The 23094-nt window shown below is 29.2% G+C and carries 16 protein-coding genes and 1 tRNA gene; 9 read left to right on the top strand and 8 right to left on the bottom strand.

What is annotated here, in order from left to right:
- Nucleotides 1-253 precede the first annotated feature (253 nt).
- Nucleotides 254-1876: an inorganic phosphate transporter gene (locus tag M9396_RS02340; protein WP_250241721.1), complete on the bottom strand. Its 1623-nt coding sequence runs from the start codon at nucleotides 1874-1876 to the stop codon at nucleotides 254-256.
- 352 nt (nucleotides 1877-2228) lie between these two features.
- Here M9396_RS02340 and ubiA point away from each other — a divergent pair, with 352 nt between their 5' ends.
- The gene (ubiA, locus tag M9396_RS02335; RefSeq protein ID WP_250241723.1) at nucleotides 2229-3101 is read left to right on the top strand and encodes a 4-hydroxybenzoate octaprenyltransferase; all 873 of its coding nucleotides are present in this window, start codon (nucleotides 2229-2231) and stop codon (nucleotides 3099-3101) included.
- A gap of 302 nt (nucleotides 3102-3403) precedes the next feature.
- Here the strand turns inward: ubiA and zur are convergent, their stop codons facing one another.
- Nucleotides 3404-3856, bottom strand: coding sequence for a zinc uptake transcriptional repressor Zur (gene zur, locus M9396_RS02330; protein WP_250241727.1), 453 nt, complete (start codon nucleotides 3854-3856; stop codon nucleotides 3404-3406).
- A gap of 544 nt (nucleotides 3857-4400) precedes the next feature.
- Between zur and dnaB the strand changes: the two genes are divergently transcribed.
- The 4 genes from dnaB (at nucleotide 4401) to gltP (ending at nucleotide 10905) form a co-directional block, all read left to right on the top strand.
- Complete coding sequence (gene dnaB, locus M9396_RS02325; RefSeq protein WP_250256571.1) at nucleotides 4401-5774, top strand: replicative DNA helicase; 1374 nt, start codon at nucleotides 4401-4403, stop codon at nucleotides 5772-5774.
- A gap of 461 nt (nucleotides 5775-6235) precedes the next feature.
- A complete protein-coding gene (gene ssb, locus M9396_RS02320) occupies nucleotides 6236-6709 on the top strand; it encodes a single-stranded DNA-binding protein (RefSeq protein ID WP_250256570.1) in 474 nt (157 codons plus the stop codon).
- Between the two features lie 563 nt (nucleotides 6710-7272).
- Complete coding sequence (locus M9396_RS02315; protein ID WP_250241735.1) at nucleotides 7273-8916, top strand: Na+/H+ antiporter; 1644 nt, start codon at nucleotides 7273-7275, stop codon at nucleotides 8914-8916.
- 696 nt (nucleotides 8917-9612) lie between these two features.
- Nucleotides 9613-10905 carry a glutamate/aspartate:proton symporter GltP gene (gltP, locus tag M9396_RS02310; RefSeq protein WP_420022185.1) on the top strand — a complete coding sequence of 431 codons (1293 nt, stop codon included), beginning with the start codon at nucleotides 9613-9615 and terminating at the stop codon, nucleotides 10903-10905.
- Nucleotides 10906-11223: 318 nt separating this feature from the next.
- Here gltP and M9396_RS02305 read toward each other — a convergent pair whose 3' ends face one another.
- From M9396_RS02305 to M9396_RS02285, 5 genes are all read right to left on the bottom strand, one after another.
- Nucleotides 11224-11625, bottom strand: a complete 402-nt coding sequence (locus tag M9396_RS02305; protein WP_250256569.1) for a Rid family detoxifying hydrolase — start codon at nucleotides 11623-11625, stop codon at nucleotides 11224-11226.
- Nucleotides 11626-11716: 91 nt separating this feature from the next.
- Nucleotides 11717-12745 (bottom strand): ornithine carbamoyltransferase, encoded by a 1029-nt coding sequence (argF, locus tag M9396_RS02300; RefSeq protein ID WP_250256568.1) that lies wholly within the window; start codon nucleotides 12743-12745, stop codon nucleotides 11717-11719.
- A 268-nt stretch (nucleotides 12746-13013) separates the two neighbouring features.
- Nucleotides 13014-15866, bottom strand: coding sequence for a valine--tRNA ligase (locus M9396_RS02295; RefSeq protein WP_250256567.1), 2853 nt, complete (start codon nucleotides 15864-15866; stop codon nucleotides 13014-13016).
- 11 nt (nucleotides 15867-15877) lie between these two features.
- On the bottom strand, nucleotides 15878-16330 hold the full coding sequence (locus M9396_RS02290) for a DNA polymerase III subunit chi (protein WP_250256566.1): 453 nt from the start codon (nucleotides 16328-16330) through the stop codon (nucleotides 15878-15880).
- A gap of 116 nt (nucleotides 16331-16446) precedes the next feature.
- Nucleotides 16447-17952, bottom strand: a complete 1506-nt coding sequence (locus tag M9396_RS02285) for a leucyl aminopeptidase (RefSeq protein WP_250256882.1) — start codon at nucleotides 17950-17952, stop codon at nucleotides 16447-16449.
- Between the two features lie 249 nt (nucleotides 17953-18201).
- On the opposite strand from M9396_RS02285, the gene M9396_RS02280 reads away from it, so the two are divergent.
- Together M9396_RS02280 and lptG are read left to right on the top strand one after the other, a co-directional pair.
- Nucleotides 18202-19323, top strand: coding sequence for an LptF/LptG family permease (locus M9396_RS02280; protein WP_250256565.1), 1122 nt, complete (start codon nucleotides 18202-18204; stop codon nucleotides 19321-19323).
- Between the two features lie 5 nt (nucleotides 19324-19328).
- A complete protein-coding gene (gene lptG / locus M9396_RS02275) occupies nucleotides 19329-20402 on the top strand; it encodes an LPS export ABC transporter permease LptG (RefSeq protein WP_250256564.1) in 1074 nt (357 codons plus the stop codon).
- A gap of 32 nt (nucleotides 20403-20434) precedes the next feature.
- On the opposite strand, the gene M9396_RS02270 is transcribed toward lptG, so the two are convergent.
- Nucleotides 20435-21334, bottom strand: coding sequence for a LysR family transcriptional regulator (locus M9396_RS02270; RefSeq protein ID WP_250256563.1), 900 nt, complete (start codon nucleotides 21332-21334; stop codon nucleotides 20435-20437).
- Between the two features lie 468 nt (nucleotides 21335-21802).
- Here M9396_RS02270 and M9396_RS02265 point away from each other — a divergent pair.
- Together M9396_RS02265 and M9396_RS02260 are read left to right on the top strand one after the other, a co-directional pair.
- Nucleotides 21803-21885 (top strand) — tRNA-Leu (locus M9396_RS02265).
- A 483-nt stretch (nucleotides 21886-22368) separates the two neighbouring features.
- The gene (locus M9396_RS02260; RefSeq protein ID WP_250256562.1) at nucleotides 22369-23013 is read left to right on the top strand and encodes a metal ABC transporter ATP-binding protein; all 645 of its coding nucleotides are present in this window, start codon (nucleotides 22369-22371) and stop codon (nucleotides 23011-23013) included.
- The last annotated feature ends 81 nt before the right edge of the window (nucleotides 23014-23094 follow it).

Raw genomic sequence — 23094 nt, 5'->3', positions numbered from 1 at the left:
AGATTGTTTCATATTAGTTTTCATACCAGATATTTCGATAGTCATGTGTAAAGAAATTTGGATAATCGTGTTATCTATCAATAAAAATGTTAATTAATAAATCGGAATGGCAATAAGTATTATTTATTTTTAATACTTACAAAATTCTTTATTTTAAAAATATCATTTGAAATGAAGAATTTTCTTTTGAATAAAAATATAGAACAATATTAAAAGTTTGTTTATTTAATTTTTTATTTATGTTTTATTTGTTTTATATTTGAATATATTTATGTAATAATCGTAATGTAACCCAATAAAAACTCCCACTTAGTACGATAGAAACAGGCACAGTTAATGACCAAGTTATTAATATATTTTTTATTGTTTTTCCTTGCACCCCCCATCCACGAATTAGCATACTTCCCGTAATGGATGAGGATAACACATGAGTCGTGGAAACAGGCATACCAGCATAACTTGCTGTACCTATGGAAATAGCTGTAGTTAATTGGGCTGATAAACCTTGTGCGTAAGTCATTTCTTTTTTTCCTATTTTTTCACCAATAGTAGTAGCAACTCGTTTCCAGCCAATGATTGTTCCCAGAGATAATGACAATGCAACAGCTAAAATAATCCAAGTCGGTGCGTATTCAATTGTGTGCAGCAAATGTTCTTTTAAATGTTTTAGAAAATTTTTATTTTTATATGAGGTTTCTGGAAGCACTATGATTTGATCTAAAATATCTACTATATATATGAGTAATTGTCTCATTTGGAAGCGTTGATCTATATTTAATTGCGCATAACTATCTAAATTTTCAAGTAATAATAAAGCGTTGTTAATAATAGTAAGAGTTAGTGACAAATCATGAAAAATTTTTCTTAGTTGTATCTCTGTTTCTGAGGTAGATAAATATTTATTAAAATATGTTACGTTATCGTTATTTATAAAAATTTGCGTAGAATCTTTAATGGAAGGAACGATGACTTGTAGTTGATTTAATGCTAATGATATAGGCATAGATGTTATTTCTGATGGCATGATAGTTTTAAAATTGTTATAGTTTTGAATGTAATATTCATAAAAATTGTTAACGGCATTTCGAGTACGGGATATTTCATGACTGCTAGCATGCATATTTAGCGTAAAGTTTGCCGGAGCTACTCCTATTAACAGTAACATAATGAGCCCAATTCCTTTTTGCCCATCGTTTGCTCCATGAGAAAAACTAACTCCAGCTGCAGATAAAATTAATATAATACGAGTCCATAATGATGGTTGAGGTCTTCCATATTTTTGTGTTTGTTGAGTTGGAGTAATATGAATGTTTTTATGTTTTTTGTTATTATTCCAGTATCTACATAATATTAACATTATTATTCTAGCTAGTGTCAAACCTATTATTGGTGATATTATTAGTGATAAAAAAATATTAATTAATTTTGGAATATTCAATCCTTGCATCATTGGGCAATGTGTAATAATTGCGTGCACTAATCCGATCCCAATTAATGTTCCAATTAAAGTATGAGAACTAGAAGTAGGTAACCTGAAATACCACGTTCCAAGATTCCATAGTATTGCTGCAAATAATGTGGAAAAAATCATAGCTAAAATATGGTTAGCATTGGCATTCATAAAAAAATGCGTGGGAAGTAAATGGATAATTGTATATGCAACACTTAAACCGCTCAGTGTTACACCTAAAAAATTAAATATTCCCGACATTAACACTGCGCTATGAGAACGTAACGCACAGGTATAAATTACAGTGACTACAGAATTAGCAGTATCATGAAAACCATTAATAGCTTCATAAATAAATACGAGAATCAATGCCAGAATCAACATAATGCTGATGTGTATTTCTAAGTTAAAGAGAAAATGTGACATAAGAAATACGCCATTATTAAAATGATAAAATTCGTATTATCTAAGAGAATCTATGTAGAGAAAAAGAAAATTATATTTTTTTATGATGATCATATGTATACATGATATATTTTGCTATCGTATGATCATGTTTTTTATAAAAATATTTCATGTCTGCTTCCTATTGTATACGACACAATATTTATTGGTTTAACAAATTGGCAATGGATACAATTACAGTAATACGTAGTTATTTCATGAAGTACAAGTGAAATAAATATCCGCAATGCCATTCTATATACTATGATAATGATATCTATCATTGATAGTATTATTGGTAAAAGTTATAACGATTATATTATTTACTAATTTTATGTCAAACAGGCTTTTTTTTATTAAAAAGTGCTATAATCTAGCACAGTTAATGCGTATTAATCAACCTATTGGGTTTTTTCTATTACTATGGCCTACTTTATGGGGGCTGTGGTTATCATACAAAGGTATTCCTGAAAAAGTTGTTTTGATAGTGTTTATTATCGGAGCGCTGTGTATGCGCTCTGCAGGTTGTATAATCAATGATTATATTGATTATGATATCGATAGCCATGTTCAACGTACTAAAGCACGTCCTTTACCAGCTGGAATGATTAGGAAAAAAGAGGCATTAGTGGTGTTAGCGATGCTCCTTTTTATCGCATTCATATTGGTTTTAAATTTTAATTTTATTACTATCTTTTTATCTGTAGTGGCTCTGATATTATCTTGGATATATCCATATCTTAAAAGATATACTTATTTTCCCCAAGTAATGTTAGGAATATTGTTTAGTTGGCCCATTTTAATGGCGTTTACTGCAATTAATAATCCTATAAATAGTACTGCTTGGTTATTATTTCTAATGAATACTGTATGGACAATAGTATATGATACGCAATATGCTATGATAGATAGAGAAGATGATATATATGTTGGAATAAAGTCATCTGCTGTATTGTTTGGTGAAATGGATAAATTTTTAATAGGAATATTACAGTTATGTATTGTATTTATATTGGGAATTATTGGATGGAAGGAGCGATTTACTGTAGTATTTTATTTTTTCTCATTATTTGGCGTCATCATATTATTTATGTGGCAACAAATATTAATTAACAAAAGAGAACGAATAAGATGTTTTCAGGCTTTTTTGAGTAATAATTATGTAGGTATGTTAATTTTCATAGGTATTGCGTCGCATTTCTATTAATTTAAATATAATCAATTTCACTTTAAACAATAAGAGTATGCGGGATAAACGTATTTAAATGAATACGATTGCTGTGTGTAAGCAAATACTAATAACAAGTTTGTGGTTAATTTTTATGCAGTTTTATAGATTATGAACATTAATAATTTTTAGTTTAAGTTAGTACTAATACACGGACATAGTTGCAACATCAATTTTTAGTTAAATTGATGTGTGTTATTGCGTTAATTGATGACGTATATATTAAGATTTTATTAATGTCATTACACATATTAAAATAATTAGGATTTAAAATGTGGTCGTCATTCAAGGTTAATACATTTCGGACATAATCCGTGTGCTTCAACAATGTTATTAAACATAGTAAATCCTGTAATTTTAGCCGTATTTTGTAAAATTTCTTCGATTCCTTTTGTCGTTTGTTCGGTAACTTGTTTGCAACTCTTACAAATAAAGAAAGCAAAATTATGTGATAATTCAAAAAAATAGCGGCATAACATAAAACTATTGGTAGATTCAATACGATGAATAAATCCTTGTGCTAACAGAAAGTTTAAAGCACGATAAATCGTGGAAGGTTTTGCATGAGGTAGTGAAGATTGTCGCAGTAAATGTAGTAAATCATAAGCGCTTATAGCTCCGTTATATTGGGATATCAATCGTAATACTTCTAAGCGTTGTGGTGTCAAACGCACACATCGTTGTGCGCATAGTTTTTTAATTTGGGTTAATATTTTTTGGATATTAGTATTCATACTGTTCCTTAATTATTAATGATATGTGTATATTACTATCAGTATAGGAGGTATAAATAAAAATTATTAGGTATGTACTGAAAAAGATGATGCTCAAAACTTAATTTTATAGTATATAAAAAATTATGGATTTATAAATTAATTATATCTTTTACATCTATAAGTATACAGTTTACAGTAAATGAATATGAATAATATTACAGGATAATTACACATAAGCGATGTTATTTTTTGTCTATAATAGATGTTTATGTGTTGTATGTCTTTGATTCATTAATAAACTGTAAGTATTTTCAAATTACGTTAATAAAAATGCTGAGATTGTTTAATACAACAGTGTATTTTTTAATTTCATTTATAATATTTTAAATAACTAATGTATGTACGCATGATGTTTGTACATACGGTCTTATGATTTATATCAGTGTAATTGTTTTGGGTGTTTTATATGGTATTGTAATAGTGGAAATATGATTTTTCGTGTTTAAAATTTAGATATTTCTTGTTAAGGAAAATAGAAATTTATGCGGGGAAAATATTAAAAATGCATGTTTCTCATGATCAGCAAGTAAATAATATGAAAATACCACCGTATTCATTAGAAGCTGAACAATCAGTGTTGGGTGGTTTAATGTTAGATAATACTCAATGGGAATATATATCAGTACAAGTAAATTCTGATGATTTTTTTAATTATGCTCATCGAATTATTTTTAATGAAATGAAACGTTTATTGGAAACAAATAAACCTATTGACTTAATAACACTGTCAGAATCTTTAGAGATTCAAGGAAAATTGGAATTAGTAGGAGGATTTGCGTATTTAGCAGAATTATCAAAGAATGTTCCCAGTGCTGCTAATGTAGTTGCATATGCAGATATAGTACGCGAACGCTCGGTAATCCGCGCAATGATTTCTATAGCAAATAAAATTGCTGACGCTGGATATAATCCTCAAGGTCGAAGCAGTGATGAGCTATTAGATTTAGCTGAATCTCTCATTTTTCAAATTTCACATAGTAAAAGCAATCATAATCTTAATCCAAAAGGAATAGATCATATTTTAGAAAAAACAGTCGCTCATATTGAGCAGGTATGTAATAGACCAAAATACGGTGTTACTGGTGTTTCTAGCGGATATAAAGACCTGGATAAAAAAACTGATGGTTTACAAAAATCTGATCTTATAATTATTGCCGCGCGACCTTCTATGGGAAAAACTGCTTTTGCTATGAATTTATGCGAACATGCCGCAATGACTGAAAAAAAACCAGTATTGATATTTAGTTTAGAAATGCCTGGTGATCAAATTATGATACGTATGTTAGCTTCATTATCTCGAGTTGATCAAGTACGTATTCGCACGGGACGACTAAATAATGAAGATCGAGAAAGAATTACTAGTGCTATGGAACTTCTTTTGGAAAAACGTAATATATATATTGACGATTCCTCGTGTTTGACACCTTCTGAAGTGCGTGGACGGGCTCGCAGGTTGTTCCGTGAACATGATGGTTTGAGTTTAATTATGATTGATTATTTACAATTAATGAGAGTACCGTCTTTATCTAATAATCGCACGTTAGAAATTTCAGAAATTTCTCGATCGTTAAAAGCTTTAGCTAAAGAATTGAAAGTACCAGTCATAGCGATTTCTCAGTTAAACAGAGGTTTAGAACAACGCACTGACAAGCATCCTGTTAATTCAGATTTGCGTGAATCCGGAGCAATTGAACAAGATGCTGATCTTATTTTATTTATTTATCGTGATGAAGTGTATCATGAAAATAGTGAAATGAAAGGGATCGCTGAAATTATCTTAGGGAAACAACGGAATGGTCCCATTGGCACCATACGATTGATGTTTAACGGACAATGTTCTCGATTTGATAACTATATTGAATCTGGTCAACATTAATATTTTATTAATGATGTGGATCAGTTATAGATATTTTCATATGAAATAATTTATGTATTTTATTCTATGATAAAATTTTGGTATCTGTTTTATAAAAAATGAAGCATACTGTATATATATTATTTTTATTACGTTTTATACTGCAATGAGTATAAAAAATGGAGTGAATTGTTATTTGAAATTTACTATTATATATTTAGTGTAAATGTAATTTATATTTATTCATAAAATACATCAAATAATTTTAAATTATTTTTACTAAAATAGTGTGGCGTTAAGCGAAGAATACTGATTTTTAATATAATATATTTTATTGCATGGGTTTTTTATAAAAATGTTAGTTAATAATATTGATCTTTATTTAAGTATATTAAATATGCGGGTTTATTACACGGAAATAGAATGGTTACGTTAATAAAATATTAAAAAAAATATCATACGATGTAATTAATGGAGGAGTTGTGGCTAATAGGGGAATTAATAAAGTTATTTTAATAGGGTATCTCGGTCAAGAACCAGAGGTTCGTTATATGTCTAGTGGCAGTATGGTTACTAATATTTCAGTAGCTACTACTGAATCCTGGAAAGATAAACAAACTAATGAATTTAAAGAAAAAACTGAGTGGCATCGTGTGGTATTATTTGGGAAATTAGCAGAAATTGCATCAGAATATTTGCATAAAGGTTCTCAGGTATATATTGAAGGATCGTTAAAAACTAGAAAGTGGCAAAATCAAAATGGACAAGATCGGTATATTACTGAAATTATTGTTAACATCGGGGGCGCAATGCAAATGCTGGGTAGTCGTCATTCAGGAGAAAATGTATCGTTAGATAATCAGAATGTAATGAATAGCGGCGATAAAACTACATCGAATGATGTATCGGGTGACTCATCTGATGTTAATTTCGATGACGAGGATATTCCTTTTTAGACGGTTTGGATGTATTAACAATTAATGAGTCATTTTTTATTATTGCATAGGCGTATATAGGTTGGATTTTCAATAATTATTTTTTACGTTCATATACACCTATAAACACAACATGCATAGTATACTAAAAATTTGATATTGTTGTTATGTTTTTAAACATAAAATCTAATCAAATATGTGTCTATGTTCTTGTTGCTATTTAATCATGTAATCATATTAAAGCTTGTTAAATGTTTTCCTAAACCTATTTGCAACATGCACGCTTAAGGTATTGTAATCGGTATAGTATGCGCATGATTCAGACGTGTGTACTATACCGATTATACTTCAATAACAAATCATAAAATTTATATTGTTTAGAGTAAATATAAAAATATTTCATTTCTTATAAGTAGTGTATAATTAAAGCTCGCACATATTCATATATGTATATAAAAATTTTATCACTTGTTTACTACTTTGTGTAGTATTCCATGCATATACACAATATGAAGTAAATATAAAAACTAAGTACTATATTTGTAGAAAAATATTTATTTTTGGATACGATTGAGATTTAAAGTATGGAGATTTTTTTTACGATTCTTATTCTTACTTTAGCTGTCTCTGTTTCAGGAGTTATAACACGAATTTTGCCATTTCAAATGCCATTGCCTCTAATGCAAATTGTATTAGGGGCTTTATTAGCTTGGCCTAGATTTGGATTACATGTAGATTTTAATCCTGAGCTATTTTTGTTGCTTTTTATCCCCCCGTTATTATTTTCTGATGGTTGGAAAACTCCAATGCGTGAGTTTTTACGTCATGGAGGCGAAATTGTTATATTAGCATTGGTGTTGGTGATTATTACTGTGGTTGGTATTGGATATTTAATTCATTGGATGATACCAGACATGCCTCTTGTAGCAGCATTAGCATTGGCAGCGGTTTTATCCCCAACTGACGCAGTAGCGCTTTCAGGTATTGTAGGAGAGGGACGTATTTCTAAAAAGCTTATGGACATCCTTCAAGGAGAAGCTTTGATGAATGATGCGTCAGGATTAGTATCTCTTAAATTTGCTATTTCAGTAGCTATGGGCACTATGGTTTTCAGTGTGAGCGGAGCCTCTATAGAATTTATCAAAGTATCTATGGGTGGTTTATTGATAGGGATAGCTGTTACTTGGGGATATAGTAAATCATTAAGGTTTATCACTCATTGGAGTGGTGGTGATCCTGCTACTCAAACAATACTTCTCTTATTGTTACCTTTTGCGGCATATTTAGTTGCTGAGCATATTGGAGTATCTGGGATATTATCGTCAGTTGCTTCGGGCATGACTATTGGCCAATCAGGAATAATCCGCAATGCCCCGTTAGCTATGCGTTTGAGGGGGAATAGTGTTTGGACAATGTTAGAGTTTGTGTTTAATGGTATGGTGTTTATTATGCTGGGATTGCAATTACCAGATATTTTATCGACCTCTATTTCACAAGCAGCAATGGATCCAACTACTAAAACATGGATGTTATTTGTATACGTAATTCTTATTTATTTCGCGTTAATGATACTTAGATTTGGATGGTTGTGGTTAATGAAAAATATAAGTTTATATTGTATGACTAAACGTCCAATGGTATTTAGCGAATATAGTGTACGAGAAATTTTAATTGCTTCTTTTGCTGGAGTACGTGGTGCTATTACATTAGCAGGAGTACTTTCAATACCGCTTTTTTTAAGAGATGGATCAGCTTTTCCGTTTCGTTACCAATTAGTTTTTATTGCTACTGGTGTTATTTTATTCTCTTTATTATGTGGTGTAATTGTTCTTCCGTGGCTGTTGCAAGGAATTATAGTATCTGATAAATTATTACAACGAAAAGAAGAGCGTATGGCACGGGCTATAGCAGCAGAAGTAGCTATTGAAAGTTTATATAAACTGGAAGAACGGTTAATGCATAGCCAAGAAGAAAATATTGATAGTCAAATTATTAATGAGGTAAGCGCGCGTGTTATAGGCAATTTACGTCGTCGTATAGACGGAAATAATGACGTAAATTCTATGTTAACTGAAGAGTTAGAGAGACGGATGAGGTTAAACGCATTACGTGCTGAACGAGGAGAATATTATCATTTACGTGCGCAACAAAAGATTAGTAATGAAACGTTAACTAAATTATTACGCGATTTAGATTTTTTAGAAGCTTTATTAGCCGAGAATGAATAATATTACCTTATTTAATAAGGGTGATTGCAATTTTATAAATATTTATATCATTAATGTTGAGAAATTTTACAGAATTAACAAGAATTGATATAAAGATCACGTATATTCTATTGTCATAGTTTTTGATATAGTAAAAGTAAAGCGCGATCACATATATTATATAAATACATCATTGTTATTATGGCTGTTATGTATTGACACAAGGTATGATTTGTTAATAAAAATTAAATTTTTTATGAATATTTAATTATGCAAACAGTTGACTTAAATGACGGATAACCTTATCCTTTGAGAAGGTCGTTTAAGAATCGTTAAGGGTATGTCTCTATTTTGGAAGTTATGGATATTAATGTTAGTATTCTTGCTTCTAGTTACAAGTTTTTGTAAATAATTAGTATGTAATTTTAGGTGTTAAGTGTATATATTACTCAATGCACATAAAAAGATGTTGCGTTGAGTTTTTGTTTTTTCAAGTGATTGTGTTTAATAAATAATTTATGGATTATGCGACTTTTTTGATATGAAGGTTAAGAAATTTTCTACAAATTAATTTATATTTTAATTAGTAGTTTCTTAGAGTGCGTTTGTGTTATTTAATAGGGATTTTTTAGAAGAAAATTGTTTAAATCAGTTGATATAATTGATTCCGGATTGATGTGAAATAAAAAATAACTCGTTTTAATTTAAGGGGTAACTATGATGATTAGAAAGTTTAAAATTACCCTTGCTTGGAAAATTTTTTTTGCTTTAAACTTGGGTATTGTTTTAGGAATTGTATTACATAATCAAATAGAATTAAAAGATTGGATGATCACGACATTTCTTTCTCCAGCTGGAGAAATTTTTATTCGTATGATAAAAATGATCGTGGTTCCCATTGTAATGGCTACATTGGTGGTTGGAATCGCTGGTATTGGAGATGCAAGAAAATTGGGAAGTATTGGTTTGAAGACTATTATTTATTTCGAAATTATTACAACACTTGCTATAGTACTCGGTGTAGCTTTTGCTAATTTGTTACATCCTGGTTATGGAATTGACATGTCTCTTCTTTCGAAAACGGATATTTCAATGTACGAGCAAACTACATCTGAAATACAGTCAAACTTAGTAAATACTATGTTATCGTTGATTCCTTCGAATATTATTAATTCTATGGCTAAAGGAGATATGTTACCAGTTATTTTTTTCTCGGTAATTTTTGGGCTTGGATTAGCTACATTACCAGAAAAAACTAAAACTCCATTATTGGACATTTTTAATTCTGTAGCGGATACTATGTTCGAAGTAACACATATAGTGATGCGTTATGCTCCTATTGGGGTGTTTGCTTTAATTTCAGTTACAGTTGCGACTTTTGGATTTAGTTCTTTGTTGCCTCTTACTAAACTTGTATTATTAGTTTATGGTGCTATTGTTTTTTTTGCATTAGTGGTATTAGGTATAGTGGCACGTATATGCAATCTTAGAATTTGGAAATTAATTTGTATTTTAAAAGAAGAATTGATTTTATCTTTTTCTACTGCTAGTTCAGAGACTGTATTGCCACGTATTATAGAAAAAATGGAAGCTTATGGAGCTCCGTCAACTATCACTGGATTCGTAGTACCTACTGGTTATTCTTTTAATTTAGATGGATCAACTTTATATCAAAGTATTGCTGCTATTTTCATTGCGCAATTATATGGTATTGAATTATCTTTAAGTCAGGAAATTATTTTAGTATTGACTTTAATGATTACTTCTAAAGGTATCGCTGGCGTTCCAGGAGTTTCCTTTGTAGTGTTGTTAGCTACATTAGGTAGTGTAGGTATTCCATTGGAGGGGTTAGCGTTTATAGCAGGGGTGGATAGGGTTTTAGACATGGGTCGTACAGCGTTAAATGTTATAGGCAATGCTTTAGCGGTATTAGTAATTGCAAAGTGGGAGAATCAATATGATACAGAACAAGCTTTGATATATGAATCAGAGATGTTATCTAATAAATAATAAAATTATATGTTCATTATTCGTAATTATTGCAAAAATAAGATTTACAGCATTTGGTATTATTAGACATTTCTTTTTGAAAGAGAAAAAGTATGTATGCAATAATGATGAAAAAATTTTAGTCATATTAGGATTATGATGTTATTGTTTTATATAAATAAATAGAGACACGATATGGTTTTTTTTGCGTGTATTTTATTTATTCATATACTTTCTATTTTAATAAATAACAGTGGGATCATGTTTATATATGGATTATTCGAAATAATTTTTCGTTTGTTGTGTATTAGTGTTTTATTTTCACGATTATTATTAAATTTATAAAATACGTGTAGCAATAGCTTCGATTTCTATTTTAGCATTTTTTGGTAATCTAGAAACCTCTACACAGGAACGTGTTGGTAAAATTATATCTTTATACAAAGAAGATGAATGAAAAAATTTCATATAGCTAACATTTATAGTAGGTAAATCATTGATATCAATAATGAATAATGTAGTTTTAATAATATTATTGATTTGTAGACCAGCTGTTTCTATGATGTTTTTGATATTTTCTAGTGATTGATACGTTTGATCGTAAATGTTGTCAGGCATAACATTTGTATCTGGGAGCATTCCTATTTGCCCAGATACAAATGTTATGCCTCCTATGTCTATCGCCTGTACATAAGGTCCAAGAGGCATGGGGGATTTTTTTGTACTGATAACGTGAAGCATATAATTTATCCTAATGAATTGCGTTAAAAAATAAGGTATTAAATTTTAGTATTTATATAAAAATATAATAAAGCCTATTCCTATTCTATTACTATTGATTAAAATTAGCGGAATCAGGAGGAAGTAATGTTGCCAGAATCAGAGCTTTGACAGTATGCAAACGGTTTTCGGCTTGATCAAACACTACACTATACGGAGATTCGAATATGTCATTTGTTACTTCTATTCCATTTTTTAAATTATATTGTCGTGCTATTTTTTTACCAATAGTGGTTTCATTGTTGTGTAATGCCGGTAAACAATGTAAAAATTTTACATTTGGATTATTGGTGTTTTGGATCATACGATGATTTACTTGATACGGAGATAATAAAGAAATACGTTCTTTCCATACTTTTTCATTTTCTCCCATAGATACCCATACATCAGTGTATAGAAAATCTACGTCCTTTATTCCGGTAGGGATATCTTCAGTAAGTGTGATATTTCCATTATTATTTTGTGCAATATTTTGACAATTTAGAAATAGTTCTTGTGCTGGCCAAAATATTTTAGGTGACACTAATCTTAAATCAAATCCCATTATTGCGGCAGCTTCTAACAAAGAATTACTGATGTTGTTTTTTGCATCTCCTATATAGGCTAATTTCATTTGATGAAACATTTTATGTGGTAGTTGTTCTTTCATGGTCATAAGATCGGCAAGTAATTGTGTTGGATGAAATTTTACAGTAAGTCCATTCCATACTGGTACTCCAGAATATTGTGCAAATGTAGTAACTGTATCTTGACTGTAACCACGATATTGAATCCCATGATACATCCTTCCTAATATTTTAGCAGTATCTTTAATAGATTCTTTATGCCCAATTTGACTAATATTTGGAGTCAAGCAGGTTACACACGCGCCTTGATCAAATGCTGCTACTTCAAAAGCACATCTTGTTCTAGTTGAATGGTTTTCAAAGATGAGTACAATGTTTTTTCCGTTTAATTTTTTAATTTCAGTATGTGTATTTTTTTTGTATTTTAAATAACTGGATAATTGTAATAGATAATTAATTTCATTTATAGTGAAATCTATTAATCGTAAAAAAGACCGTTTATATAATTGATTCATATGACATTTACCTATCTGTTGATATTTATATAGATAACGTGGTTATTTATATTTCAATGAAAAATGTCATTTAAAAAAATTTATTATATGATACTTAAATTTTTTAAATGTGTGGAAATTAATTTTGATGAAACATAGTGTGATAATTATTTAACAATTAATTAAAAATAAAGAAATAAATTTATTATTAAATTTTTTAATGCTTAAAATACGAATAAAAACTTTATTTTCCAAGTTATTTTATTTTGGATATTATTATGTAAAATGATCACAGTTTCCTCATGATAGCACATTGATCAATCAATTTATTTTTAATTCGTTCATAATAATTTAATAGTGCTTGTTTGTTTTTGATGACAGATTTTGGCGCGTGCTTCATAAAATTATTACCATCTAGTAGTTTGCGTATTGTTTCAATTTTACGATTTATTAATTCTGATTCTTTTTTTAATCTATTTATTTCGTTTTCTTTGTTAAACGTGTCTGGTATACGTATTAATAGTTCTGATGAATCTAAGAGTATTGTCACTGATTTTGGATAGATCATGTCTTTTGATATGAAATGGATACTTTTTAATTGAGCAATATGACATAAAATATTGGAATTTTCTGTAATGCGTTTTTTAACTTCTAATGAAGTATCCCTAAATACTATTTGTAGGGGTATGTTGTATGATATATTCATGTTTGCGCGAGTGGTACGTATTGCTATAATGGCGTTTTTAATCCATTCAATATCTATTACGGATTTTATGTCAATTACAGATTCATCATATTTTGGAAATGGTTGCAACATGATAGTTGTTCCATTATTCTCAGTAACTGTTTTAACTTCTTGCCAAATTTTTTCTGTAATAAAAGGAATAATTGGGTGTGCTAATCGCAGTAATGATTCTAGTAATGTGATTAATGTGTAACGTGTACCTCTTACTTCTAATGCATTCCCATGATAAAGTATTGGTTTTGTTAATTCTACATACCAATCACAAAACTGATGCCAAATAAATTCATGTAAAATATTGGCTATTTCATCAAAACGATAAATTTCTATTTTTTTATGAAAAATTTGTACTGTTTGATGAAATTTTGTAATGATCCAACGATCTGCCAAGGAAAACGATTTCTCATTGGCAGATATGCCACAATCTTGATTTTTAGTATGCATGAGAACAAAGCGACTAGCATGCCATAATTTATTGCAAAAATTACGATAACCTGTTAGTCGTTGCATATCCCAATGTATATCACGTCCAGATGATGCTAATGCCACTAATGTAAATCGTAAAGCATCAGTTCCGTGAGGTTTAATTCCATTAGGAAATTGTTTTTTAGTATATTTTATAATATGTTGAGATAATTGTGGTTGTAACATGTTTTTTGTGCGTTTTTTTAATAAATTTTCTATTGAAATACCATCTATTATGTCTATTGGATCAATAATATTCCCCTTAGATTTAGACATTTTTTGACCTAATTCGTCTCGTATAAGGCCAGTAATATATACAGTTTTAAAAGGAATTTGTGCTGATCCGTTATCATTTTTAATGAAATGCATAGTTAACATAATCATTCGTGCGATCCAAAAAAATATGATGTCAAATCCACTGATTATAATATCAGTAGGATGAAATACATTTAATAAATTGGTATTTTTAGGCCAACCTAAAGCAGCAAATGTCCAAAGACTTGAAGAAAACCATGTATCTAATACATCTTTCTCTCTATGTAATATTACATCATTATTTAATTTATTTTTTATTCTGATATCTTGTTCGCAGTATCCTACGTATATTGTGTTGTTATCATCATACCAAGCAGGGATTTTATGTCCCCACCAGATTTGACGAGAGATGCACCAATCTTGAAGGTTGTTCATCCAACTGAAATACATATTTTTATATTGTTTCGGAACAAAATTAATTATATTTAAATTTACCGCGTTTATCGCGTGTTGTGTTAAATTTTTAACGCGTATGTACCACTGATCAGTTAACATGGGTTCAATTATAGTGCCAGTGCGATCACTATATGGAATTGTTAAATCGTGAGGTTCTGTATTATGTAACAATTTAAGTGCATTGCATTCGGAAATTATTTTTTTTCGTGCATTATCACTGTCAAGATTATGGAATATTTGGGGAATGTTGCAGTATAATTGATCGGTAAGTTGTCCATAACTGTTAAATACTTCTATTTTTTTAAGAATTTTACCATCAAGTGAAAAAATGTTTATCATAGGCAAGCCGTGTCTTTTTCCTATAATATAATCATTAAAATCATGAGCAGGAGTGATCTTAAGACAACCAGTTCCTTTAAACATGTCTACATTTTTATCAGAAATAATAGGAATACGTCTATTAGTTATGGGCGCGATAACGTATTGTCCGATTAAATTTTTATAGCGAGTATCTTCTGGATGCACTGCAACGGCAGTATCTCCTAATATAGTTTCTGGTCGTGTTGTTGCGACAATTAAATGATTAGAATTCGAACTGATAGTAGAATTATCTAATTTATAATATATATACCATATAGAACCTTTTGTTTTTTTATTTATAACTTCTAGATCAGAAATTGCGGTTTGTAATTTATAATCCCAGTTTACTAATCTTTTTCCTCTATAAATTAAATTATTTTGATATAAACGAATAAAAGCTTCTGTTACTGCATAAGACATTTCTGTATCCATGGTGAAACGCTGTCGTTTCCAATCTACTGAGTTTCCTAATCGTTTCATTTGGTAAGTAATAAACTGTTCAGATTGACTTTTCCATGCCCAAATATTTTTTATTAATTCATCTTTTGTGTAATCATTTCTAGTTTTACCTGTATTATTATAAATTTTATGTTCCACTAGCATTTGCGCGGCAATTCCAGCATGATCTGTTCCTGTTTGCCATAAAGTATTCTTACCTTGCATTCTTTGATAACGAATCAAAACATCCATAATAGTTTGTTGAAATGCATGCCCTAGATGTAATTGTCCTGTAATATTAGGCGGAGGCATCATAATGCAATAACTTTCCTGAGATGTATTTCCATGGGGACTAAAGTAGCCTCCATTTTCCCAAAATTTATAAATTGGTTCTTCTATATTTTTAGGATTATATATTTTTTCCACGATATAATTACTCATTCAGTTGGTGTGTTAACAACGTTTATCTGAAATCCATTTCTTTTATAAGATCGGTATCTGTATCTTGCCCATTTTTTTAAAATGTCAGGTATGGGAACGAAATCTATTATTTCGTTAAAATTAAAAAAAAAGTGCATATTTTTTGGCATAAGGTTTATTAATAGATCCTTTGGTTGATTATCATAGCAACATTGACTCCAGTATATGACTATTGGAGCATGATGGATGGTTCTTCCAAATAGATTATGTGGCAAAAATGAATTTTGATCAAATGTCCATAATATTTCGTCTATTTTTGTAGCTTGATGTTTATTTTCGCAAGTTACTAAGATGGTTTTTCCAGATCTCCATTGCGTGCTTATTAACTTACAAGCAAGCTGTTCTATGTAATTAGGTCTATTTTTTTGTTCAAATTCTTGAGATAGTAAGTAAAAAGTACTGCGTTTCATATGTTATTAATTTTTTATTGTCTTTATAGTCAATTATAATTGACTATTTTAAATAAAACATAAATTTATTTTGGTGTAATTTTGGTATAAAATTAATATTTTTTAGTAAAAATAATTTAAATTTTATGGGATGATCTATTGATCAGATATTGTGATAAAAGCGCAACAGGGCGACCCGTTGCGCTTTTATCACAATAATTAGATATCCATGCTGTTCCAGCAATATCTAAATGTGCCCAACGATATTTATAAGCAAACTGCTGAAGAAAGCATCCGGCTGTAATAGCGCCACCAGGTCTACCCCCAACATTTGTAATATCCGCACATGTAGATTTTAATTGTTTTTGGAACACTTCGTCTAATGGTAATTTCCAAACATAATCTTTGGATTGTTGCCCAGCTAGAATTAATTCGTCGGCTAAGTTTTGGTTATTAGACATTAAACCGCTAAAATGATGTCCTAAAGCAATAACACAAGCTCCAGTTAATGTAGCTATATCTATTACAACATCCGGTTTGTAACGTTCTGCGTATGTCAATGCATCACATAGAACCAAACGACCCTCAGCATCAGTATTTAATACCTCTACTGTTTTTCCAGATAAAGTAGTCAGGATATCACCTGGACGAAATGAAGTATGACTTATCATATTTTCACAAATAGCAAGTATTCCGATAATATTTAATGGTAAATCTAGTTCTATGGCTATATGCATAATTGCATATACTGCAGCAGCTCCGCACATATCATATTTCATTTCATCCATTTTATTTGATTCTTTAATAGAAATCCCACCAGAATCAAAGGTTAAACCTTTTCCTATAAGTACAATGGGGGGAACATTAGACCCTGCAGGATGCCCTTTGTATGTAATTATAGGCATTGTGGGAGGGTAATTAGATCCTTTTCCTACCGCTAAATAAGCATTCATACCCAATTGTTTCATTTCTAAAGCATTGATTATATTTATTGTGACGTTATCACAATTAGATAATTCATTTACTTGATTTACAAAGTAATCAGGAGTACAAAAATTAGGGGGCATATTTCCTAAGTCTTTAGCTATTTTTATTCCGTGAACGATAGATAATCCATCTCTAATAGATTTTTTACAACATTCTAATTCATTTTCATTAGGTATATGTAATATTATTTCATTTAGTGATTTATTTAGTGTAGTCTCATTATTTTTAAATTTATTAAAAACATATAACTCTTCATTAACGATTTCCATTGTTTGTCTTATTTTCCAATAATTATCGTATCCTTTTATATTTAATTCACTTAAAAAAAGTAATATTCTAATTATAGGTATCTCTTTACATAAGATTATTATTTTTCGAATTAATTTTCTATAACAATTTTCATCAAAATCAGATTTCTTACCGCACCCAACTAATAAAATTTGTCTATTATGTAAATGAGGAACATCATATAATAAGAGCGTTTGCATGACTTTTCCGTGCAACGCGCCACGACGCAACAATGAACTGATATATCCTTTGCTTACGTCATCAATTTTTTTTGTTGACGGAAATAAATTTAATTCTTCAAATATACCAGTAATGATGCAACTATCAGGATATAATTCTAGATGTCCGTTAGTAACGCTAAATTTTATCATAATATTTCCTGTATATAAATACGTCAAACGACGTATTCGAAAAATAAATCAGTTACAATATTCACAATTTTTATCTTTTATATAAAACATTGAAATATATCCCCGGTGAGATTGTATTGGGTTTATAACGTAATGGACAATTTTTTACATTATAAAAAACCGAATATGTATCATTTTTTAACATTACAATCTGCTACTATTACGATACTTATTTTTTATTTAAAAACAAGTTTTTTAGGTAAAATAATGATATTTACCAAATATATATTGAAAGAAATATTTAGAAATCAGTTAATCATTCTAACATTATTATTTTTAGTGTGTTTTTGTCAAAAATTGATCAAAATGTTGAGTTTAGTGATAGATAGCGATATTTCAATATATTTGATTTTTCTATGTCTTGGATTAAATATGCCAGAATCAGGAAAATTACTTATTCCCTTTAGCGCGTTTTTGAGCGTACTGGTAACTTTTTATCGATTACATGCTCATAATGAAATTATAGCTATGTATTCTTGTGCCGTAGATAAATATATTTTTATAAGAAATATATTTTTTTTTAGTGGGATCGTTGCATCATTCACTATGATTAATATATCGTGGTTATCTCCTTATTGCTCAAGTTACCAAAGTAGATTATTGCATAAAATTAAGGAAAACATTAATTTAGTTGTTTTTCCAGAAAAAAAATTCCAACCATTAGCTACCAAATATTTAATTTTATTTTCGGATAGCATTCAGGGAAATAAATTAAAAAACGTGTTTTTATCAAAAACAAATCCAGATAAAGATAACAGTATGTTTATAATTATTACTTCAGATCAAGGAAGTGTTTGTAGAAATCCTGATGGCTCCCGATTAATTATTTTAGAAAAAGGCACATATTATGAAATTTATAATAAATGCGAATTGTGCAAGGATGTGCTTATTACTGATTTTTCTCAGTATCAAATGCTAATCAATAGTACTATTAAAACAATGTATGAAGAAAATGAGCCCGTTAATCATATGTTTATGCATCAGTTATGGTGTTCTAATAAATCAGAGATGCGTGTAGAGTTACATTGGCGTTTAACTTTATTAGTATCTGTTTTTCTTATGCCAATGATCACAACATTATTAATTACTGTTGTTTCGTATAATTATTTAATAAATTTATTGGTAACAGTTTTTTTATATATAATTTTTTTTATTTTTCATATTTTATTACGTTCCTGTGTTCTTTTGGATAACATAAATCCCATAGTATGGATGTGGATTATTAATAGTATTTATCTATCGATAGTTTTATTGCTTAATTCATGGGATACTTCTCATATCAAAAAATTAGTTTTAACAATGTGTTATAGTCATCATATAAAAACATAGTGTACATGTACAGCATTTTGAATTATTACATTATAAAAACGGTAATATCAAATACAACGACGGTCTTTTTAGTATTATTATCTTTATCTAGTGTGATTAAACTGATTGATGAATTGCGTAAGATAGGAGAAGGAAACCATTTTGTTTTTGACGTTATTATTTACATGATTTTAAGTTTGCCAAAAGATTTTGAATTATTTTTTCCTATAGCGACTTTATTAGGTGGTCTTTTAAGTTTATGCATGCTTGAAATACATAATGAATTTATAGCAATGCAAGTCTCTGGATTTAGCAGGTTACAGATCACTTTATCAGTCATAAAAGCTTCTATTCCTGTATTATTATGCAGTATCATTTCTAATGAATGGGTAGTGCCTAATAGCGAAAAAATAATGTGCATGTATCGTAATCAATCGCAACATAATGCTTCTTTACTTTCTATAAAGATTAAAAATCTATGGTTCATAGATAACAATGATTTTGTTTGTGTTGAAAATGTAATAGCCTATAATGAATTGCTAGGAGTAAAATTATATAATTTTAACGAAGAAAGAAAGCTAAAAAAGATATGTTATGTCGAACGGGCAGTATTTGTTAATAAAGTATGGCATTTGATTAATGTAAATGAATTGGATATTTCTCAAGAAATATCCGTTGCTAATAAAAAAATACCAAATTCTGAATGGAATGCTGAATTAACTCCATATAAATTATCCATGATGATTACTCATCCAAATTTTTTATCTATCTCTAAGTTATATCATTGCGTTAAATATTTTCATAGGATTGGGCAAAATTCTAAATATTATCAAGTGATTTTTTGGAAGAAAATATTATCCCCTATATCTGGATCCGTTATGACTATAATGGCATTAGCGTTTACTTTTGGACCATTATACAAAAAAAAGATAGGCATTAGATTATTCGTAGGAAGTATAGCAGGGTTTTTATTTTATATTTTAAATCAAATATTTGGAATATTAAGTACTATACACAGTGTTTCTCCAATAATTGGATCGATATCACCCAGTATAATATTTTTAGTAATTAGCATTATTATTATGAGGATATATTCATAATTTTGTGAACATAAAAATTTTTAATAAAATTTTTATGTTATACTAGTTAAAAATATTTTTTTAGTAAATTCTCTCAGCCATTTATGAGCGGAAGAGCGGTTGTGTTTAGAATGCCATGCTTGAATGATGCTTTTTTTTCCTAAGTTAAAATCAGTATTAAAATGTGTTATTGATATATTTAATTTTTTTATCGTTGTTAATATAAATTCTGGTATTATCGCTAATGCATCTGAATGAATTATAGCGTTTACAGTAGTGATATATTCTGGAGTAATACCAATTAAGTTACGCTCCGACCAAAAATATTTACTATGTTCATCGGAATTGGTTAAATGCTCATATTTGGTTTTAATGAATTGATATTTTAATAAATTGTCCATATTTTTAGTTTGAGATAAAATAGGATGATGATTCCGAGATATTATACAACATTTGGATACGTAGATAGTTCGAATAGTTATTTCTGGGTTAAGTGCGCGTATTTCTCCTATATATAAATCGATGGTATGGTTTCTTAAAAAATTATCATCGTAATCTGAATCATTTACTAAATGAATAAATGCGTTGGGAGCTTTATCTTTCATTTCTTGAAATAACATAGTATTAAGGATAAAGAGAATAGCATTGTTCGATGCAATAGTAAATGATATAGCAGTAATTTTAGGTTCAAATACTATGTTACTGTTGAATATTGATTCAATACGATTCACTAATTCTTTAATATTTTCTTTTAGAGAGATTGCTTTAGGAGTAGGGATTAATTTAGTTCCACTGCGCACTAAAATTTGATCATTAAATAGAATGCGTATTTTATTGAGGGATTTACTAATAGCTGGAGCAGTGACATTTAATTTTTTTGCTGCTAAGTTTACGCTATTATCTTCGAGCAGTGCATTGAGAATTATTAGTAAATTGAAATCAAAATTATTCATATAATAAATTTTTTCATATAATATTTATTTTACCCTGTATTATAATGTATAAATATACAAGAGTAAAATATATTAAATGTATTCAAGCATAATATGCTCTTCAATCACAGATATAATCGAGCACACAATATGATTGTATTTTTGTAAGTATAAGCAGTGTAAGAGAAGGGTATGGTTGATATAAGTAAAAAAATTATTACTATTATTATAATGTAGAATATTAAATGTGTATCTAGACATGTTTATGTTGCTATAATGACTTATTTATGGATGGTTTTGTGAATTTTTTAATATTTTTAAAATGATACTTTATTAAAAAAAATTATGTTATGTTTACAAATTTAATGCTTAAATTGAATGATTGTGAAGAAATTGATGCTGTATATTGAATTCTCTTGAAAAATTTGATAAATTTTAGTGACCGTATAGTTTTATATCAGATAGATATGTTAGATATGTTCGTGTTTTGCCGAAGTGGCGAAATAGGTAGACGCAATTGACTCAAAATCAATCACCTTAATGGCGTGCCGGTTCGAGTCCGGCCTTCGGCAGTCTTGTATCAAGTAATTATAAAAAATAATTTTAGATGAACAAGTATTGAATTTTAATTTTTTATTTTTTAAAATATTATAATAATAATGTCGCGTTGTGAAAAAAATTTCATATATTTATAAAGTAAGTTTTATATTAATTATAATCTAATGATTTTAGTAATAATGTAAATGTTAGCATGAAAAATCTAGAATGTTTATATGAATTCATTAAAGCTAAAAGGATTATATTTTAATTTTTCTTTTTGCAATGAAAGAAGAGTAGTTGGTGTTTTTCTTCATGAATGTTATGTTATAACATAACTAAATTATTAAGGAAATTTATCATTGTCGTATCACTCTAAACAACGTTTGTCTATTGGCATGAAATTGTTTCTTGCTTCAGGTTTGGTTCGCATGCTCATAGTACTGGTTGTATTGTTATGTTCATGGGCTGCCATTTTTTGGTCCTCTTTTTTGCCATGAATAATACAATCTAAAACTATGATGACATTATATAACTTAATAGCGGGTTACTGTGGTCGCAATGTTAGTCCATCCGTGAGTGGTCGGATTAAGTATGGCAGCATGATTGCTATCATAGGACCCAACGGAATAGGAAAATCTACTTTATTAAAAACATTAGCTGGGTTGTTGCCTCCAGTTTCCGGTCGATTGGAATTTGGAAAAAAAGGCAGACCTCGTATGGGTTATTTACCTCAGAATAAAACTATAGATCCCCATTTTCCATTAACTGTATTCGACGTAGTATCTATGGGTTGTTGGCCGAGAATAAATTTATTAAAAAGACTGAATCAACACCAAAGAACAGTAATTTGGCGTTCTTTAGATCAGGTAAAATTGTTAGATGTATTAAATCAATATATAGAAACTTTGTCAGGAGGACAAGTGCAACGTATGTTATTTGCTAGAATATTGGCTCAGCAAGCATCATTAATTTTACTTGATGAGCCATTTCAAGGAATTGATATAAATACTTGTAAAATCATGATACGTGCTGTAAATCTTTTGTGTAGACGTGGATGTACTGTGATTGCTGCGTTACATAATAATGAATTCGTAACTGAATATTTTCCTAATACATTGTTGTTAACTTGTTCTTGTAGTATTTGGAATCCATCCAAATAAATGCGAAAAATTTAATTTTATGATATTGTGAATTGATTATATACATCCCATGTGTATGTAAATATTTATTTTGGAGAAAGA

It is taken from the genome of Blochmannia endosymbiont of Camponotus modoc (assembly GCF_023585785.1).
GTDB lineage: Bacteria > Pseudomonadota > Gammaproteobacteria > Enterobacterales > Enterobacteriaceae > Blochmanniella.
Note: the sequence above shows the minus strand (reverse complement) of the source record. Positions and strands in the feature narration are given on the sequence as shown.

Bases quoted from the DNA above. Each gene is read 5' to 3' on its own strand.
- M9396_RS02270 (WP_250256563.1), bottom strand. From the start codon at position 21,334: ATGAATAATTTTGATTTCAATTTACTAATAATTCTCAATGCACTGCTC.
- lptG (WP_250256564.1), top strand. From the start codon at position 19,329: ATGTACAGCATTTTGAATTATTACATTATAAAAACGGTAATATCAAAT.
- argF (WP_250256568.1), bottom strand. From the start codon at position 12,745: ATGAATCAATTATATAAACGGTCTTTTTTACGATTAATAGATTTCACT.
- dnaB (WP_250256571.1), top strand. From the start codon at position 4,401: ATGCATGTTTCTCATGATCAGCAAGTAAATAATATGAAAATACCACCG.
- M9396_RS02290 (WP_250256566.1), bottom strand. From the start codon at position 16,330: ATGAAACGCAGTACTTTTTACTTACTATCTCAAGAATTTGAACAAAAA.
- zur (WP_250241727.1), bottom strand. From the start codon at position 3,856: ATGAATACTAATATCCAAAAAATATTAACCCAAATTAAAAAACTATGC.
- M9396_RS02305 (WP_250256569.1), bottom strand. From the start codon at position 11,625: ATGCTTCACGTTATCAGTACAAAAAAATCCCCCATGCCTCTTGGACCT.
- M9396_RS02340 (WP_250241721.1), bottom strand. From the start codon at position 1,876: ATGTCACATTTTCTCTTTAACTTAGAAATACACATCAGCATTATGTTG.
- ubiA (WP_250241723.1), top strand. From the start codon at position 2,229: ATGTCAAACAGGCTTTTTTTTATTAAAAAGTGCTATAATCTAGCACAG.
- gltP (WP_420022185.1), top strand. From the start codon at position 9,613: ATGATGATTAGAAAGTTTAAAATTACCCTTGCTTGGAAAATTTTTTTT.
- M9396_RS02280 (WP_250256565.1), top strand. From the start codon at position 18,202: ATGATATTTACCAAATATATATTGAAAGAAATATTTAGAAATCAGTTA.
- M9396_RS02260 (WP_250256562.1), top strand. From the start codon at position 22,369: ATGATGACATTATATAACTTAATAGCGGGTTACTGTGGTCGCAATGTT.
- M9396_RS02315 (WP_250241735.1), top strand. From the start codon at position 7,273: ATGGAGATTTTTTTTACGATTCTTATTCTTACTTTAGCTGTCTCTGTT.